General features: G+C 63.7%; 11 protein-coding genes. 6 read left to right on the forward strand and 5 right to left on the reverse strand.

Annotation, left to right across the window (positions count from 1 at the left end):
- Positions 1-154: 154 nt before the first annotated feature.
- The 3 genes from KA354_18525 to KA354_18535 form a co-directional block, all read right to left on the reverse strand.
- A complete protein-coding gene (locus tag KA354_18525) occupies positions 155-1327 on the reverse strand; it encodes a hypothetical protein (protein MBP7936642.1) in 1173 nt (390 codons plus the stop codon).
- Positions 1328-1409: 82 nt separating this feature from the next.
- Entirely contained in the window at positions 1410-2597 is a 1188-nt protein-coding gene (locus tag KA354_18530) for an MFS transporter (GenBank protein MBP7936643.1), read from the reverse strand.
- A 102-nt stretch (positions 2598-2699) separates the two neighbouring features.
- On the reverse strand, positions 2700-3014 hold the full coding sequence (locus tag KA354_18535) for a hypothetical protein (GenBank protein MBP7936644.1): 315 nt from the start codon (positions 3012-3014) through the stop codon (positions 2700-2702).
- Positions 3015-3193: 179 nt separating this feature from the next.
- Here KA354_18535 and KA354_18540 point away from each other — a divergent pair, with 179 nt between their 5' ends.
- Positions 3194-4549, forward strand: a complete 1356-nt coding sequence (locus tag KA354_18540; protein MBP7936645.1) for a DUF1080 domain-containing protein — start codon at positions 3194-3196, stop codon at positions 4547-4549.
- 158 nt (positions 4550-4707) lie between these two features.
- Positions 4708-5841, forward strand: coding sequence for a PilT/PilU family type 4a pilus ATPase (locus KA354_18545; GenBank protein ID MBP7936646.1), 1134 nt, complete (start codon positions 4708-4710; stop codon positions 5839-5841).
- A 143-nt stretch (positions 5842-5984) separates the two neighbouring features.
- Here KA354_18545 and lysA read toward each other — a convergent pair whose 3' ends face one another.
- Positions 5985-7268 carry a diaminopimelate decarboxylase gene (gene lysA / locus KA354_18550; GenBank protein MBP7936647.1) on the reverse strand — a complete coding sequence of 428 codons (1284 nt, stop codon included), beginning with the start codon at positions 7266-7268 and terminating at the stop codon, positions 5985-5987.
- A 306-nt stretch (positions 7269-7574) separates the two neighbouring features.
- On the opposite strand from lysA, the gene aceE reads away from it, so the two are divergent.
- The 3 genes from aceE to lpdA all read left to right on the forward strand — a co-directional run bounded on the left by aceE (position 7575) and on the right by lpdA (position 13209).
- Complete coding sequence (gene aceE / locus KA354_18555) at positions 7575-10247, forward strand: pyruvate dehydrogenase (acetyl-transferring), homodimeric type (GenBank protein MBP7936648.1); 2673 nt, start codon at positions 7575-7577, stop codon at positions 10245-10247.
- Positions 10248-10365: 118 nt separating this feature from the next.
- Entirely contained in the window at positions 10366-11700 is a 1335-nt protein-coding gene (locus KA354_18560) for a 2-oxo acid dehydrogenase subunit E2 (GenBank protein ID MBP7936649.1), read from the forward strand.
- 51 nt (positions 11701-11751) lie between these two features.
- Positions 11752-13209: a dihydrolipoyl dehydrogenase gene (gene lpdA / locus KA354_18565; GenBank protein MBP7936650.1), complete on the forward strand. Its 1458-nt coding sequence runs from the start codon at positions 11752-11754 to the stop codon at positions 13207-13209.
- 95 nt (positions 13210-13304) lie between these two features.
- Here lpdA and KA354_18570 read toward each other — a convergent pair whose 3' ends face one another.
- Positions 13305-13811 carry a hypothetical protein gene (locus KA354_18570; GenBank protein MBP7936651.1) on the reverse strand — a complete coding sequence of 169 codons (507 nt, stop codon included), beginning with the start codon at positions 13809-13811 and terminating at the stop codon, positions 13305-13307.
- 463 nt (positions 13812-14274) lie between these two features.
- On the opposite strand from KA354_18570, the gene mnmG reads away from it, so the two are divergent.
- Positions 14275-16101, forward strand: coding sequence for a tRNA uridine-5-carboxymethylaminomethyl(34) synthesis enzyme MnmG (gene mnmG / locus KA354_18575; protein ID MBP7936652.1), 1827 nt, complete (start codon positions 14275-14277; stop codon positions 16099-16101).
- The last annotated feature ends 196 nt before the right edge of the window (positions 16102-16297 follow it).

Here is a 16297-nt window from a genome sequence, read left to right on the forward strand (position 1 = left end):
ATCTTCAAGAGGGTAGGTTTCCACTACATCGCCGAAAACGCCATCCAACCCCGCTGATCGCCCGGAGAACGCGGATGCCAACCCGAAGATCTTTTCAAAATCGCAGTTGTTCAGTAACTTGGGTTAGCGGGGGGAGGCGGGGCACGGAGGCCGGTTACTCGTCGTAGAAGCCGAACTCGCAGGCGGCATCGAACATGGCGACGATGTTCTGCGGGGGAACGCCGGCCTGGATGTTGTGGACGTTGTTAAAGACGTAGCCGCCGCCGGGCTTGAAGACCTCGAGGTTGGCGCGGACGTGTTCGCGGATGACGGCTGGACTGGCGGACGGAAGGACGTGCTGGGCGTCGATGCCGCCGCCCCAGAAGGTGATCTGCCGGCCGAACTGCTGTTTGAGGGCCGTGGGGTCCATGCCGGGGATGCCGATCTGGACGGGATTGAGGATATCCACGCCGTTGTCGATCAAGTCGGGGATATAGGCTGCGCAGGATCCGCAGGTGTGGTACCAGATCTTCGCGGGGGTCATGGACTTGATATGTTGAACGAGGGCCTTATGACGGGGCTTGACCAGGCGGCGGTAGATTTTGGGATTGAACAGGGGGCCGCGCTGGCCGGTCAGGTCGTCGCCGACCATGACCACGTCGACGAGGTCTCCGACCTCGTGGATGAAGCCGGTGTAGAAGTCTGTCCAGTAGGCGAGGACTTTATCGAGGAGGCGTTCGCAGAATTTCTCGTTTTCGAGCAGATCCATAAGCCAGCGTTCCAGGCCGCGCATGTACCAGCAGTGCTCGTAGATGACGCCGCCGATGCCGGTACAGAGGGCGTAATGGGTATCCCTGCGCATTTTCAGGGCTTGCTCGCGGACGCCGGCGAAGCGTGTGGGGTCTTTGCCGTCGGGGAACGGGTAGAGATCGAGGTCGGCGACGCTGGCGTTGGCGAGGGGGTGGAGGGAGACGTCCATGTACAGGGGCTGGTCGTCGGGCATGGACCAGACGACGCCCCACTCGCTCTTGAGATCGTTCCAAAGGCGACCGTCGCGTTCATTGAGCTTGATTTCGCTCTTGAAGCCAGCGGGTTTGCGGGCGGTGATGTAACGGGTATCGACGTGGAAGCGCTGGAGCACCTGCTCGCATGGTCGGGCCAGTTGCTGGACTGGATCCTGGATGACGATTTCAACCTGCACGTCGAGCAAGTCGAGCAGGGATTGGTAGGCGCGTTTATGGATTCCGGTCTGGAAACCGCCCAGATCGATAGGGACACGGTCGGGGATTTGGTGGTTGACCGCCGCCAGCAGCCGTTCGCGCGAAGTCATTGTTTCTCGCTTGCTCATGGAGGGAAATGATAGCGTGGTGCGGCCAAAGGTAAAATGGCTCAGCAGCGGCTTAGCGGGCGAGCCCGCGGAACCGCCCGCTCTACTTGTTGGTAGCGGCTGGCGGGTTGGTGGCCAGCCGGGCGTGGAGGGCGGCCTGGACAGCGACGGCCACCATCACGATGGCTGCGGTGACGAGATATGAGGATGACGGGCTCTGGAGGTCGGCGACCAGGCCGCCGAGTGCCGGGCCGGCGATGCCGGTGAGGCCGACCATGGCCTCGTTGATGGAGACATATCGGGCGCTACGTTCAGGATGGACCAGGGAATGGAAGACCAGGTAGAAGTACATGGAGCCGGTGTAGAGGCCGAGGCAGGCTGCCGCCACATAGAAGGTCGTTGAGGTTCCGGCGAGGGCGAAGAGGGTGAGAGCGACTGTGCCGGCGGCGCCGATCGCGAGGATCGGCCACGGGCGGTACATCCACCAACGGCCGTAGGCAAGGCTCATGCCCATCAGGCCCTGGGAGGCGCTGAGGGCGGCCATGGTGAGTCCCTGAGTTGACTTCGAGAGTTGCAGGTCGGCGCCGGTGGTTGGGAAGACTCCGCGGACCATGGAGACGGCCATACAGCAGACGCCGCCGAAGATCCAGCCCATCCAGGCGAGATCGGGCATCTTGGCATAGGGGGTGTTGTGGGTGCCGTTTTCAGGGGTAGTGTCGGGCTGGTGATCGGCGGCCGGATGGCTGGTGGCGTGGTGTTTAAGCAGCCAGATGCCGAAGGCGACGACGATCACGACTGCAGCGTTGAGCAGGTGGCAATCGTGCCAGCCGAGCCGGTCCCAGAGGAAGCCGGCGGAGAACGGGCCGAGGGCGTAGCCGATGCTCCAGGACAGGGTATACAGTCCGACCGATTGGGTGATCGGGCGCTGGCGGCCCTCGCCGACGACCTTCATGAAGACCTGGAACGGGGTCCAGAACATGCCCATGGTCACGCCGAGCAGCCCGATGAGCAGGTACATACCCAGCAGGCCGGAGCAGCGGGCGAGAAGGGCGGATTGGATGGCTGTTGCGAGGCAGGCGGTGATCAAGAGCCAAGCCGCGTTGCGTCGGGTGACGACCCGGCCGATGGCCAGTGAGGCGAGCATGTAGATGACCGACCAGGCGCTGAGCAGGTTGGAGACGGCGGAGGCTTTGGCGCCGTTTTCGGCGGCCCAGACGGTGGCCATGAACAAAGCGCTGGACAGGACCATGTCCACGATCATTGGAAACAGGAAGACGAGTAGGTGGCTCAAGGGAGTCAAGTTTCAGGTTGAAAGGCTTGGTTCGGGCTCCGACCCGGGCCGTGGCTTACCGTTTTGGGGTTTGGGTGTATTGACGTTCTGACGTTCTGGGGTTCACGCTTCCAGGTCCAGGAGGCGGCCTTCGATTTCGTCGCCGGTGGGCTTATCCTGGGCGGGGGGCTGCTGTTCCTCGGGCGTGGAGAATGGCCGGCCCTGGCTGCCGGTGCCCTCGGCCTCGGCGTAGATCTGGGTATCGTTGTCGGTTGTTTCAACCGTGGACTCCTGCTGGTCGATTGCGTTACTCTGTTTACGTCGAGCGGCCAATTCCTGGGCCCGTTCAGTGTCGCGCACCCGGGACACCTGCTGCTGAACCAAGTGGCTCTGCAGGAGGGGGCCGACCAGGTTAGGGGGCAGGGTGGACACGGTCATCTGACTCCATCGGCGAGGTGGTCAGGGTTGGGATTCGCATCCCGTGCCATAAACATCGGCCACCGCGTCGAGGATCCTTGACCGCTTCCTCCCTTGCCGGACCCCGTTTGTTGGGGGTAACCTGCCTGGCGAATCTGAAGGGGCATCATAAGGCAAGTGTTCACAAGGAGGTAGTCCTCATGGCCAAGCGATTTTGTCTGTCGATGATTACGTCGGTCTTGGTCCTGGCGTTGGTGAGCGCGGTCCCGCCCGTCGTGGCGGCTGGGGAGGAAGGCCAGGTTTCGTCGCCGCCCTCCCGTCCCGATAAGATCCGGCTGCTGATTGTGACCGGGGGGCACGGATTCGAGCGCGATCCGTTTTTTGCCATGTTCAAGTCCTACCCGGACATGACGTTCAGGGAGGTCAAGCAGCCGGAGGCGCTCAAGTGGTACACGGCCGAGAAGAGCAGGGAATACGACGTTCTCGTCTGGTACGACCTGTGGGACGATGTCAAGCCGGCTGACTTGGAGAACCTCAAGGCCCTGCTCGACAAGGGCAAGCCGCTGGTTGCCCTTCATCACAGCATCGCCAACTACCAGGACTGGCCGGAGGCGATCAAGATTCTGGGTGGCAAGTTCTACACCAAGCCGAGCGGCGGGCGGGGCACGTCCACCTGGAAGGAAGGCATCCAGCTCAGGATCCGTGTGGCCGATCCGAATCATCCGGTGACGCGGTTCATGAAGGACTACGACATTCACGACGAAGGGTATGGGGCGATGGAGTTCCTACCTGGGACGCACGCGCTGTTGACTACGGACAATCCGCACAGCGACAAGACCGTGGCATGGACGCACACTTACGGCAAGAGCGCGGTCGTCTACATGCAGGGTGGGCACGATCACTTCGCGTTCGAGAACCCGAACTACCGGCGACAGGTGGGGCAGGCGATTCGGTTTGTGGCCGGGCGGTTGCCGGATCCTTCGGAGAAGGGATTTGAGCCGATCTTCAACGGCAAGGACCTGGACGGCTGGACGGTGGTTGCTGATCGGGCGGGGTTCGTGGTCAAGGATGGCATTGTGCGCAGCGACAGCGGCAAGAACGGGCAGTGGCTCCGCTACAACCGCGAGTTGGGTGACTTCGTGCTTCGCGTCGAGTGGCGGGTGAGTAAGGACGGCAACGCGGGGGTGTTTATCCGCAGCAAGGCGGAGGGCAATCCGTGGGAGACGGGGCACGAGATCCAGATCAGCAACCAGCCGCGGGATGCGATGCACTGCACGGGGTCGATGTACGGCCGTGTGGCGGTCGATCCGCGGCCGGATGAGTCGCCGGATGTCTGGCATGAGTTCGAGATCCAGTGCCGGGGTTCGAGGATCAAGGTGTTCGCGGACAACGTGCCGGTGATCGACGTGGATCAGAGCAAGGTTGAGTCGGCCAAGGGTATTCCGCTCAAGGGTTTCATTGGTCTGCAGGATTCGCACAATCCCACCGGATGGATCGAGTATCGCAAGGTGATGCTCAAGGAGTTGAAGGGGGAGAAGGCGGCGGACCCGTCGTAATCGAGAGGTCTTGGGCGTCGGTGTTCGGCGGGCAAGGCCGCCGAGCCGGCCCAGGGGTAGTTCCGCCTGGGCTTGCGGGTGGTGGGGGGCCCTGCCACACAGGTTGCGACGGGGCCTTCGGCATGTCTGACGCGGTGCCGGCGGCTTGGAGCGATATCATGGAGACGACCAGTTCAGTGCCACATGATGGGGAGTTGATGGGCTTTCTGGCGCAGGGGCTCGCGGCCGGGGCATCCGATCTTCACCTGGTGGCCGGGTACCCCCCTACCCTACGGATCCACGGTCGTCTGCAACCGCTGGCGGGAAGGCCTTCGTCGGGTGAAGGGATTGCCCGGATGATCGACCGTGTCATGCCGGCAGCGTTGAAGCCGCAACGGGATCTCCGCAAGGATCTGGACTTCTCACTCTCGTTCAGCCAGGGAGATGAGCCGGCCCGCTTTCGAGTCAACGTGTTCCACAACCAGGGGTCGCTGGGGGCGTGTTTCCGGTTCATTCCGCCGACCATACCCTCCTTTGAGTGGATGGGTATCCCCGTTGACCTGGCCCGGCGGATCGCGTCGCTACCGGGGGGGCTGGTACTGATCACCGGCGTGACCGGGGCGGGCAAGACCACGACGCTGGCTGGTCTGGTGCAGATGGTCAGCCAGTCGGGCAACCGCCGGATCGTGACCATTGAGGAACCGATCGAGTACATTTTCAAGGCAGCGGCCAACTCGGTGATCAGCCAGCGTGAGGTGGGTATCGACGTGGACAGCTTCGCGGAGGGGCTCAAGTACAGCTTGCGGCAGGACCCGGACGTGATCCTGTGCGGCGAGATCCGCGATCGGGAGACGGCCCAGATGGCCATCAGTGCCGCGGAGACCGGGCACCTGGTGCTGACCACGCTGCACACCCAGGACGCCCGCGGGGCCATCACCCGGCTGGTGGACATTTTCCCGGTCGACCAGCACCAGGACGTTCGCAGTCAGTTGTCGCTGTCGCTGCGGTTCGTGATCAGCCAGCATCTGCTGCCTAACATCAAGCCGGACGAGAAGCGGGTGCTGGCTCTCGAGATCCTGGTGGCCAACGACGCGGTGCGAGCGGCGATTCGGATGAACAAGGTCGAGACCATTGACTCGCTGATCCAGACCGGCAAGAAGGTCGGCATGCAGTCGCTGGACGAGAACCTCTCGTACCTGGCGTGTACTCGAAGAATTGCCGCCCGGACCGCGCACCGGTTCGCCAAGAACCCGGCTGGTCTTCGGGCGATGGGTGTGCCGGACGTGGAATTGGAGAACGGGGTGTCGATCTGAACTGCGAGTCGACGGAGCGTGCCCCAGGGCGGGCTGTGCGATTTCGGGCGTGGTTGTGGAACCGTGTCGCGGTTCAAGATGGGCGACGCCCACGGCCATCGGATGCACGGGGGTTTTCGCGGTCCTGAGGCTCCAACCGCGAATCAAGCGTTCTCTTCCGCCGCGATCAGGTCGTCGTAGGTTTCGCGGCGGCGGATGGTCCTGAAGGAATCGCCGTCGACGAGGACTTCGGCCGCGTTAGGGCGGGAGTTGTAGTGGCTGGCCATGACGAAGCCGTAGGCGCCGGCGGTGAAGACGGCGATGAGGTCGCCGCGTTTGATCGGCGGCAGGTAGCGGGCCTTGGCCAGGAAATCGGCGCTTTCGCAAACTGGGCCGACGATGTCCACTTCGACGCTGCCGGGCAAGTTGAGGTCGGCCTGGCGGACCGGCGGCACGAAGGCCGAGCCTGGCTGTGCCGGCCAGGCAAAATGGAAGGCGTCGTACAGGGCTGGGCGGATCAGTTCGGTCATGGAGCCGTCGACGATCACGAACTGCTTGTCCGGTCCCGGCTTCACGAATGTGGTCCGAACCAGGAGGATGCCGGCGTTGGCCGAGATCGAGCGTCCCGGTTCGATGACCGTTTTCAGCCCGCGGCCGCGGATGAGCGGGACGAGTTTCTCGGCGTACTGGGCGAGTTCGGCCGACTGGCCCTCCGTGTAGTTAGCGCCGAATCCGCCGCCGAGATCGAGGGTATCCACCTCGAACCGAGCGGAGCGAAGATCCTCGATCAGCTGGACGGCCTTGGTTACCGCCTGGACGTAGGGTTCGACGGTATTGACCGGGGAGCCGATGTGCAGGTGGATGCCACAGAGTCGGACGTGGGAGTTGCGGCCGTATTGCTCGAACACGCGGCGGGCTCGCTCCAAGTCGACGCCGAACTTGCTTTCGCGTTTGCCGGTGGCGGTATGTCGGTGGGTCTTCGGATCGACGTCGGGATTCACCCGCAGGGCTGCTCGGGTGTTCCGGCCGGTCTGGCGGGCGAGTTCGATGAGATTGGCCAGTTCGGCCTCGGACTCGATGTTGAATAGGCCGATGCCGGCCGCGAGGGCCTGCCGGATTTCGGGGTCGGTCTTGCCCACGCCGGCGTAGGAGATTCTGGCGGGGTCGGCCCCGGCCTTGAGGGCCCGGAACAGTTCGCCGCCGCTGACCACGTCCATTCCGGCCCCCAGGCCGACCAGCAGCCGCAGGATATGCAGATTCTGGCAGCTTTTGATCGAGTAGCAGACCGTCGGATTCAGCTCGGCGAAACTCCTAGCGATGGCCCTATAGTGATTTCGGAACGTCTCGGTGGAATAGACGTAGGTTGGCGTACCGACGGTCTCGGCGATGCGCCGGACAGGCAGCTGCTCGCAGTACAGCTCTCCATCACGATAGGCGAAGCTATCCACGGTTTGGCCTCATGCCGGGGGTCGCCGAATCACGATCAGGCGAATAGGGTATTAGACCCGACCGTGGTCTAGGATGCAATGCAGGGGCGGGCTCGAGGTTCCAGGCGGCTTTTTTCGTGTCCCAAACAGGACTCACTAACCTCGGTTGTATGGCGCGCCTACCATACAGCACACAACCGGCGTTCGCGTTGACCTTGCCGGGCGGTTCGGCCATACTGGCCGCCGGCTGGCCAGTCATGGTTGGTGGCAGGTGAGGGCCAGAGGTGTCCCGCATTGGGTACGTATGGGATTGGGGTTTGAGAGGTTATGGCATCGGACCCGACACGACCGTCTGAGGGGTCGGCGGAAGAGACCCGCGAATGGCTGGAGTCCCTGGACTATGTCCTGCGGGAGCAAGGGCCGGAGCGGGCCTGGGAACTGGTTGAGGTGCTGCGGGCATGGCTGTGCAAGAAGAGTGGAGCGCCGGTTTTTTCCGCCCACACGCCTTACGTCAACACGATCCCGGCGGCCAGCCAGCCTGCCTACCCGGGCAATCGGGAGGTTGAGAAGCGGATCAAGAGTCTGATTCGTTGGAATGCGATGGCGACGGTGGTGAGGGCGAACCGCGAATCGTCGGGGATTGGGGGGCACATTTCGACCTTTGCGTCGGCGGCCACGCTCTACGAAGTGGCCTTCAATCACTTTTTCAGAGGGAAAGACGGCGCGTCCTCGGGCGACCAGATTTACTTCCAAGGTCATGCCACACCGGGCATCTACGCGCGGGCCTTTTTGGAGGGGCGGCTTCGTCCGGAGCAGCTGCAGAACTTCCGGCGCGAACTCAAGAGTGGCGGCGGGGTCTCCTCCTATCCGCATCCGTGGCTGATGCCGGGTTTCTGGGAGTTTCCCACGGTTTCGATGGGGCTTGGCCCGATCATGGCGATCTATCAAGCCCGGTTCAACCGTTACCTGCACGATCGCGGCATCAAGGACACCCGTAGCAGTCGGGTATGGGCGTTCCTGGGGGATGGCGAGTGTGACGAGCCGGAGACGCTTGGCGCGTTGACTCTGGCCTCGCGTGAGAAGCTCGACAACCTGCTTTTCGTGATCAACTGCAATCTGCAGCGGCTGGATGGTCCGGTCCGAGGCAACGGCAAGATCATCCAGGAACTGGAGGCGGCGTTCCGTGGTGCCGGCTGGAACGTGATCAAGGTGATCTGGGGTAGCGACTGGGATCCGCTGCTGGAGCAGGACAAGGATGGGTGGTTGGCCCGCCGGATGCAGGAAGCGGTGGACGGCGACTACCAGAAGTACTCGGTGTCGCCGGGCTCGTACACCCGGGAGCATTTCTTCGGCAAGTACCCGGCGTTGGCGGCGATGGTCAAGCACCTCTCTGACGACTTCATCCAGCGGATGCGTCGTGGCGGGCACGATCCGGAGAAGGTTTACGCGGCCTACAAAGCGGCGATCGAGCACAAGGGTGCGCCGACGGTGATCCTCGCCAAGACGATCAAGGGTTACGGACTGGGGGAGGCTGGCGAAGGCAAGAACATCACGCACCAGCAGAAGAAGCTCAACGAGCAGGAGCTGCGCGAGTTCCGCAGCCGTTTTGGCATTCCGATCTCGGACAGCGAGGTTGCTGCCGCTCCGTTCTACCGGCCGCCGGAGGACAGTCCGGAGATCTGTTATCTTCGCGAACGTCGGCAAGCGCTGGGCGGATTCGTGCCGACGCGGGTGGTCGGATCAGAGCCGGTGGCCGCTCCGCCGCTGGAGGTCTTCAACGAGTTGCTCGAGGGTACCGGAGAGCGTGAGGCATCGACGATGATGGCCTTCGCCCGGCTGTTTACCCGACTGCTGCGGGAGAAGGATATCGGCCGGCTGGTTGTCCCGATCATTCCGGACGAGGCTCGGACTTTCGGCCTCGAGCCGCTGTTCCGCCAATGCGGCATCTACGCCAGTACTGGTCAGCTCTACGAGCCGGTGGACCGGGATACGCTGTTGTACTACCGCGAGGCCAAGGACGGCCAGATTCTCGAGGAGGGCATTACGGAAGCGGGATCGATGTCTTCGTTCATTGCTGCCGGGACGGCGTATGCGACTCACGGCGTGAACATGATCCCGTTTTTCATCTACTACTCGATGTTCGGATTCCAGCGGATTGGTGACCTGATCTGGGCGGCGGCGGACATGCGCTGCAAGGGTTTCCTCATTGGGGGTACGGCTGGTCGGACCACCCTGGCGGGCGAGGGGCTCCAGCACCAGGACGGCCAGAGCCACCTCCTGGCCTCGGTTGTGCCGACCATGCAGGCGTATGACCCGGCTTTCGCCTACGAGCTTGCGGTGATCATTCAGGACGGCATCCGGCGAATGTACCAGGCCCGCGAGGACGTGTTCTACTACTTGACGATCGGAAATGAGAACTACCAGCAGCCGAAGATGCCTGACGGGGTAGCCGAGGGTATTCTGAGAGGTCTGTACCGTTACCAGCAATCGGGCCTGGTCAGCGACCGGAGGGTGTTGCTGTTCGGCAGCGGATCGATTCTTCGGGAAGGGCTACGGGCGGCCGATATACTGGCGGAGCGGTATGGCGTAGCCGCCGATGTCTGGAGCGCGACCAGCTACAACCTGCTGCGGCGCGAGTGTTTGGAGGTCGAGCGTTGGAACCGGCTTCACCCGGACGGAGCTCCGCGGAAGTCGCACCTTGCGGCCGCTCTGGGGGACGATTCCGCCCCGGTGGTAGCGGCTTCGGACTATATGAAGATCGTGCCTGACCAGATCGCCCGCTGGGTACCGGGGGGTTTGACCACGCTGGGGACTGACGGGTTCGGGCGGAGCGAGGACCGGCCGTCGCTGCGGCGGCACTTCGAGGTCAATGCCGAGCACATTGTCGTGACGGCGATTGACGCTCTGGCCAGTCGCAAGATGGTAAAGAGGGACCTAGTCCGGCAGGCGATTGCGGACATGGGTGTGGACCCGGAGGCGACTGACCCGTCGCGGGCGTGAAGAGCGGGCCGGTTTGGAGGTTTTGGGGTCTGAATCAGGAGCCTCCCTTGGTCTCCCCTCGGTCGAGGGGGGGAAGGGATGGCCGATTGGGTGACCGCTGAATGCTGAGAGCTTCCGCATGAGTCTTCAGGAAATCAAGTTGCCGGATCTGGGCGAAGGGGTCAAAGGGGGCGATGTCATCCAGGTGCTTGTCTCACCTGGCGACGTGGTCAAGCCCGAGCAGACGGTGGCCGAGGTCGAGACCGACAAGGCGGTGCTTGAGGTTCCGTGCCCGGTGGCGGGTAAGGTCGTTCAGGTTTCGGTCGCTCAGGGGGATCACATTGTCGTCGGGCAGACGCTGATCAGCGTGGAGACGGACGTCACTGCGGCGGTGGCGGCGACTCCGCCGGCGGCGGGGCCCGCGCCGGCCGCGGACCGCGTAGCCCGGCCCTCTGCCCCGCAGGTCACTGCGCCGGTTGAGGAGACTGTGCCGGTCGCCGGGCCGGTTTCGGCTCATTCGGTCGCATCGCCTGCGGCCCCGGCAGGGCCTGCCCGTGACGAGGCGCCGATTGCAGCCGGTCCGGCCACACGACGGCTGGCACGGGAGTTGGGCGTCGATCTCCGGGTCATCGCCCAAAGCCATCCCGGCACCCGAGTAACGGACGAGATGGTCAAGGCCTTTGTCAAACAGGCCATGACGACGGGTGCGGCGGCGGCTGGAGGGGGCACGTGCGTGGTGGCCGCCCCCCCGCTCCCCGACTTCAGTCAGTGGGGGCCGGTGGACCGGGTACCGTTCTCGAGCTTGCAGCGGAAGACAGCCGAGGCCCTCTCGGTCGGCTGGAGTCTAGCCCCGCACGTGACCCAGTTCGAGCAGTGCGACATCACGCGGGTGGAGGTTCTCCGCAAGCGATTCCGCGACACGCCGCAGGGCAAGGAAGCCAAGCTCACGGTGACGGCCTTTGTGCTCAAGGCATTGACCACGGTTCTCAAGGCCCACCCGCAGTTCAACGCGTCCTTTGAGCATCGCACCAACGAGTTGATTCTCAAGCGTTACTACCACATTGGCGTGGCGGTGGATACTGAGGCGGGGCTGATTGTCCCCGTGCTGCGGGACGTGGATCGCAAGGGCGTGCTGCAGATCGCGGCGGAGATGAACGAACTGGCCGAGCGGACGCGGAAGCGCAAGGTGGGCTTGGACGAACTGAAGGGTGGCACCTTCACGGTGACCAACCTGGGGGGGATTGGGGGCACGGCCTTCACGCCGATCATCAACTATCCGGAGGTGGCGATTCTCGGGCTGGCTCGTTCGAAGGAGGAGCCGGCGGTGGTTGACGGGAAACTGACCACGCGACTGATGCTTCCGCTGTGCCTGTCGTACGATCATCGGGTCATCAACGGAGCCGACGGGGCGCGGTTCATTCGCAAGCTGGCCGGCCTGCTGGAGGACCCGGAGGTGCTGCTCCTGGGGGCATGAGCGCGGGCGGCGGGGCCGACCACGCAGGCCAGGTGCGGAGGATGATGACACATGAGTGATGCAGCGGTCCGTGAAACCGACGTGGTGGTTATTGGTGCCGGGCCCGGGGGTTATGCGGCCGCGTTTGCGATCGCCGACCGGGGGTTCAAGGTCGCGGTGGTGGACGCCGATCCGGAGCCGGGTGGTGTGTGTCTGAACCGGGGGTGTATTCCATCGAAGTCACTGCTGCACGTGGCTCGCCTGATCGGCGAGGTTCGGGAGGCCAAGGAGTGGGGTCTTTCGTTCGGAGAGCCGCGGATCGACGTGGCCCGGTTGCGGAGTTGGAAGAACGAGGTTATCGGGAAGCTGAACGGAGGCATCCGGCAGATGGCCAAGCTTCGCCAGGTAGATCTGGTGCGGGCGTGGGCGCGGTTCGAGGATTCCCAGACGCTTCTGCTCAGCACCGAGCGTGGGGCGGCTCCCGACCGAGGTCGTCTGAAGTTCAAGCGGGCGGTGGTGGCGGCCGGCTCGCGTCCCGCGGTCATTCCGGCGTTCGACATCGGCAGTCCGCGGATTTGGAACTCGACTTCCGCATTGGAGCTCAGCGCCGTACCGCAGACGCTGCTGATCGTGGGCGGCGGGTACATTGGCCTGGAGATGGGGACGGTTTACGCAGCCCTGGGCAGCGAGGTCACCGTCGTGGAGATGACCGAGGGGCTGCTGCCGGGCGCGGATCGCGATCTGGTTCGCGTTCTCGAGCTGCGGCTCAGGAAGGCGTTCAAGAGCGTCTACTTGAACACCAAGGTGTCGAAGGTAACCGAGGCCGGCAGTGGGGTCGCGGTCACGTTCGAGGCGGTCGGGGGGGCCAAGGCCGGCCCCAAGGCGCCGCCGGCGACCGCGGAGTTTGAGCGGGTGCTTGTGTCGGTCGGCCGGACGCCGAACAGCGACGGGCTGGGGCTGGAGAACACGAAGGCCAAGGTGACCGGGCGTGGTTTCGTCGAGGTAGACCCACAGCTGCGTACGGACGACGCGCACATCTGGGCGATTGGCGACATTGCCGGGGAGCCGATGCTGGCCCACAAAGCGGCCTACGAGGCCAAGGTGGTGGCCGAGGTGTTTGCGGGGCACAAGGCGGCCGTGGATGCGAAGGCCATCCCTGCGGTGGTTTTCACGGATCCGGAGATCGCCTGGGCCGGTTTGACCGAGAATCAGGCCAAGGCGGCGGGGACCGAGGTTAAGATTGCCAAGTTCCCGTGGGGTGCTTCGGGACGAGCCACGGCCAACGGTCGCAACGACGGGGTGACCAAGGTTATCGCCTCACCGGCCAGCAAGCAGGTTCTGGGCGTCGGCATCGTGGGTTCTGGAGCGGGCGAGCTGATTTCGGAGGCGGTCGTGGCGATCGAGATGGGTGCCACGGCTGAAGACCTGGCCTTGTGCATCCATCCCCATCCGACGTTGTCGGAGACGGTCATGGAAGCGGCCGAGGCGGTCTTCGGAAGCTCGACACACCAAGCCCCCCCGCGACGATAACCGATGGGTTGGAGAGGCCCGTTCTCTGGTCTGTGGCCGAACCGGTTGTGTCGGGCTGCGAGCGGGCCAGCCGTTGCCTGCCCACGGGTTTCCGTTCAGATGCGGTCGGGCATGGGCACCAAGCCACATCGCTGGCCGAACAACCGGACGGCGATCCCCACGCGATCACCTTCACCGTTGGCGTTGATGAGGAGTTCGGTACGGACGATCAGTCCCTGTTGGGTGATCATCTGTCCGGAGCCTGGCTCGGGCCCGCGCTCGCGGATGGCAAGCTGGAAGGTATAACGCTGGCCGATCGCCACGCCGTAGCCGATGGGCACGATGCCGTACAATCCGCCGTCGCCGAACTCGACGACATGGCCGACGATGCGGGCCGGCTGGGTATCGCTGACATCTTCGGGACAACTGAGCAGGGTCATTTCGCAGCGAAGGCTGCGCCGCCTCCCCTGCCGTTTCTCATCGTCTGGGGTCGCGCGGACCCACTGCATCAGGCACGCTCGACGTGCCGCAGCGCTCTGGAGATCGGGGAAACCCGTATCTGCCTGGAACGGGGGCAAAGCGTACTCTGGTAATCGTTGGTGGGATTGACTAACCGCTGGCATTTCTGGCCTCCGTGCTTCTTTCCCGAACAGGTTTTCCGCGGGGCGGCGCGTCCGCCGCCTTCGACCACGACCGCGTGCCCGGCTCCAAAGGACCGGTGTTCCTGAGCTGGTGCCGCTTCCCCGTCGGCCACCCTCCAGGCCGACGGACCGTGTTGCATGACTGGGACGAAACCTCGGGGATCGCGAACTGACGGCTGCTCCACACAGGCCCCATACGATTCCCACGAGTGACGACACGGTCTTCCTTGACGCGTGATGTCCGAATCGTCCCACGCAAATTGGCGTGACTTGGACTGTGATTTCTCAGGTTAACTATACACCGCGGTTTTCCGCCGGGTCGAGAAAAGTGGGGCAAAACAGATGAATTGCGTCATTTCTCTGTCGATTGACCCTGAATCATCAGCCCGCTAGCCTGATATTCGGACGGTGAACGCGGGTGACTTGAGTGTTGACGAGATCAGGTATGGACTACGACGTGATTGTGGTGGGTGGTGGACACGCGGGCACGGAGGCCGCCTGGGCTGCTGCCAGGATGGGGTGTGGAACGGCTTTAGTCACGATGAACGTGGAGGCCATCGGGCGGATGTCGTGTAATCCGGCGATCGGCGGCATCGGCAAGGGCCACATTGTCCGGGAGATCGACGCCTTAGGGGGTCTGATGGCCCTGGCCGCGGACGAGGGTGGGATTCAGTTCCGGGTTCTCAACCGAAGCAAGGGTCCGGCGGTCTGGGCCCCGCGGGCGCAGGCCGACCGGAAGCTATACGCTGAAGCCGTTCAGGGTTTGTTGTCCACGGCGGGCTCGTTGGACATCATCGAAGGCCTGGTTGAGGCGTTGGTGGTCGAGGCCGGTGTGAGCGGGACGGCCCGTCAACGGGCAGCCGGTGTCCGCCTGGCCGACGGGCGGCAACTTCAGTCCAGAGCGGTGGTTATCACTACGGGCACGTTTCTTCGCGGCCTGATGCACTGCGGCACGCGTCAATGGGAAGGTGGGCGGCTCGGTGAAGGGGCGGCCGCAGGTCTCAGCGAGCATCTCAGCCGCCTCGGCTTCACGCTCGGGCGCCTCAAGACTGGGACACCTCCACGGATCGACCGAGGGTCTATAGACTACGCCGCGGTTACCGCGCAATCGGGCGACGAACCTCCGGTTCCTTTTTCGTTCCTGACGCCAGCCATTACCCGGCCGCAGATCCAGTGCTGGATCACCTCCACGAACGAACGGACGCATGCGATCATCCGCGGCAACATTCAGCGGGCGCCGATGTATTCCGGGCAGATCAAGTCGCGGGGGCCGCGGTATTGTCCGAGCGTGGAGGACAAAGTGATGCGGTTCGCCGACAAGGACTCGCATCAGGTTTTTCTTGAGCCGGAGGGGTATGGCAGTCCGCTGGTCTACTGCAATGGGATTCCGACCTCGCTGCCGTCCGACGTGCAGGATGCGATGGTCCGCTCGATTGCCGGTCTGGAGCGTGCCAGGATCATGCAATACGGATATGCCGTGGAGTATGATTGGGTTCCCACTGACCAGATTGACGCCACGCTGGAGACCAAGCGGATGGCCGGTCTGTACCTGGCCGGGCAGATCAACGGGACCAGCGGCTACGAGGAGGCGGCGGGTCAGGGTCTTATGGCGGGCATCAACGCGGTCGCTGGGATCAGGGGGTGTGATTCGGTGGTACTCGGGCGTGATGAGGCCTACATCGGGGTGATGGTTGACGATCTGGTCACCAAGCCGCCTGACGAGCCGTACCGCATGTTCACGTCGCGGGCCGAGTACCGGCTGCACTTGCGTAGCGACAACGCCGACCAGCGTCTGACGCCCATTGGACGACGGGTTGGTCTGGTCGATGACCGTCGCTGGTCGGCATTCGAGGCCAAGCGGGCCAGCATTGGGCTTCTGACGGCGGCGTTGAAGGCGACCCGGCTGGACGGGGTCTCACTGGCGGAGTGGCTTCGGCGACCTGAGGTTCGTCTGGCAGAGCTGGGAGTTCGGGTACCTGAGCTGGCCGTGGACGGCTATCCAGCTGCAGTTCGCGAAGCGGTGGAGATTGAGGCCAGATACGCCGGTTACCTGGAACGTGAACACCGGCTGATTGAGCGGTATCGGCACCTTGAGTCGCGGTGTATTCCCGCGGGGCTCGACTATGATTCGCTGACGGAATTGCGTTTCGAAGCCCGTGAGAAGTTCGCCCGATTCCGTCCCCGGAACCTGGGTCAAGCGGCCCGTATCAGTGGGATCAGTCCGGCGGACATCACCACGCTGAGTTTGTACGTAGCGAGGCCGGGGCGATAAGTCAGAGCCGGTGCGGCAAGGTGGACGAGCCAGCAGGGATTACTTAAGTACACTGTCAGGTGAACGGATTAGCTATGGGGTGCCTGGTGGAGAGGGTGGGGGCAAGGCTTGTGTCGCCGTGACATGGAACGTGGAGGTCGCTATACTAGGATGGGCCAGTTCGATGGCAGCCGCTCCATGGGTGCTGGGTTGCCGT

It is taken from the genome of Phycisphaerae bacterium (assembly GCA_018003015.1).
Lineage (GTDB): Bacteria > Planctomycetota > Phycisphaerae > UBA1845 > PWPN01 > JAGNEZ01.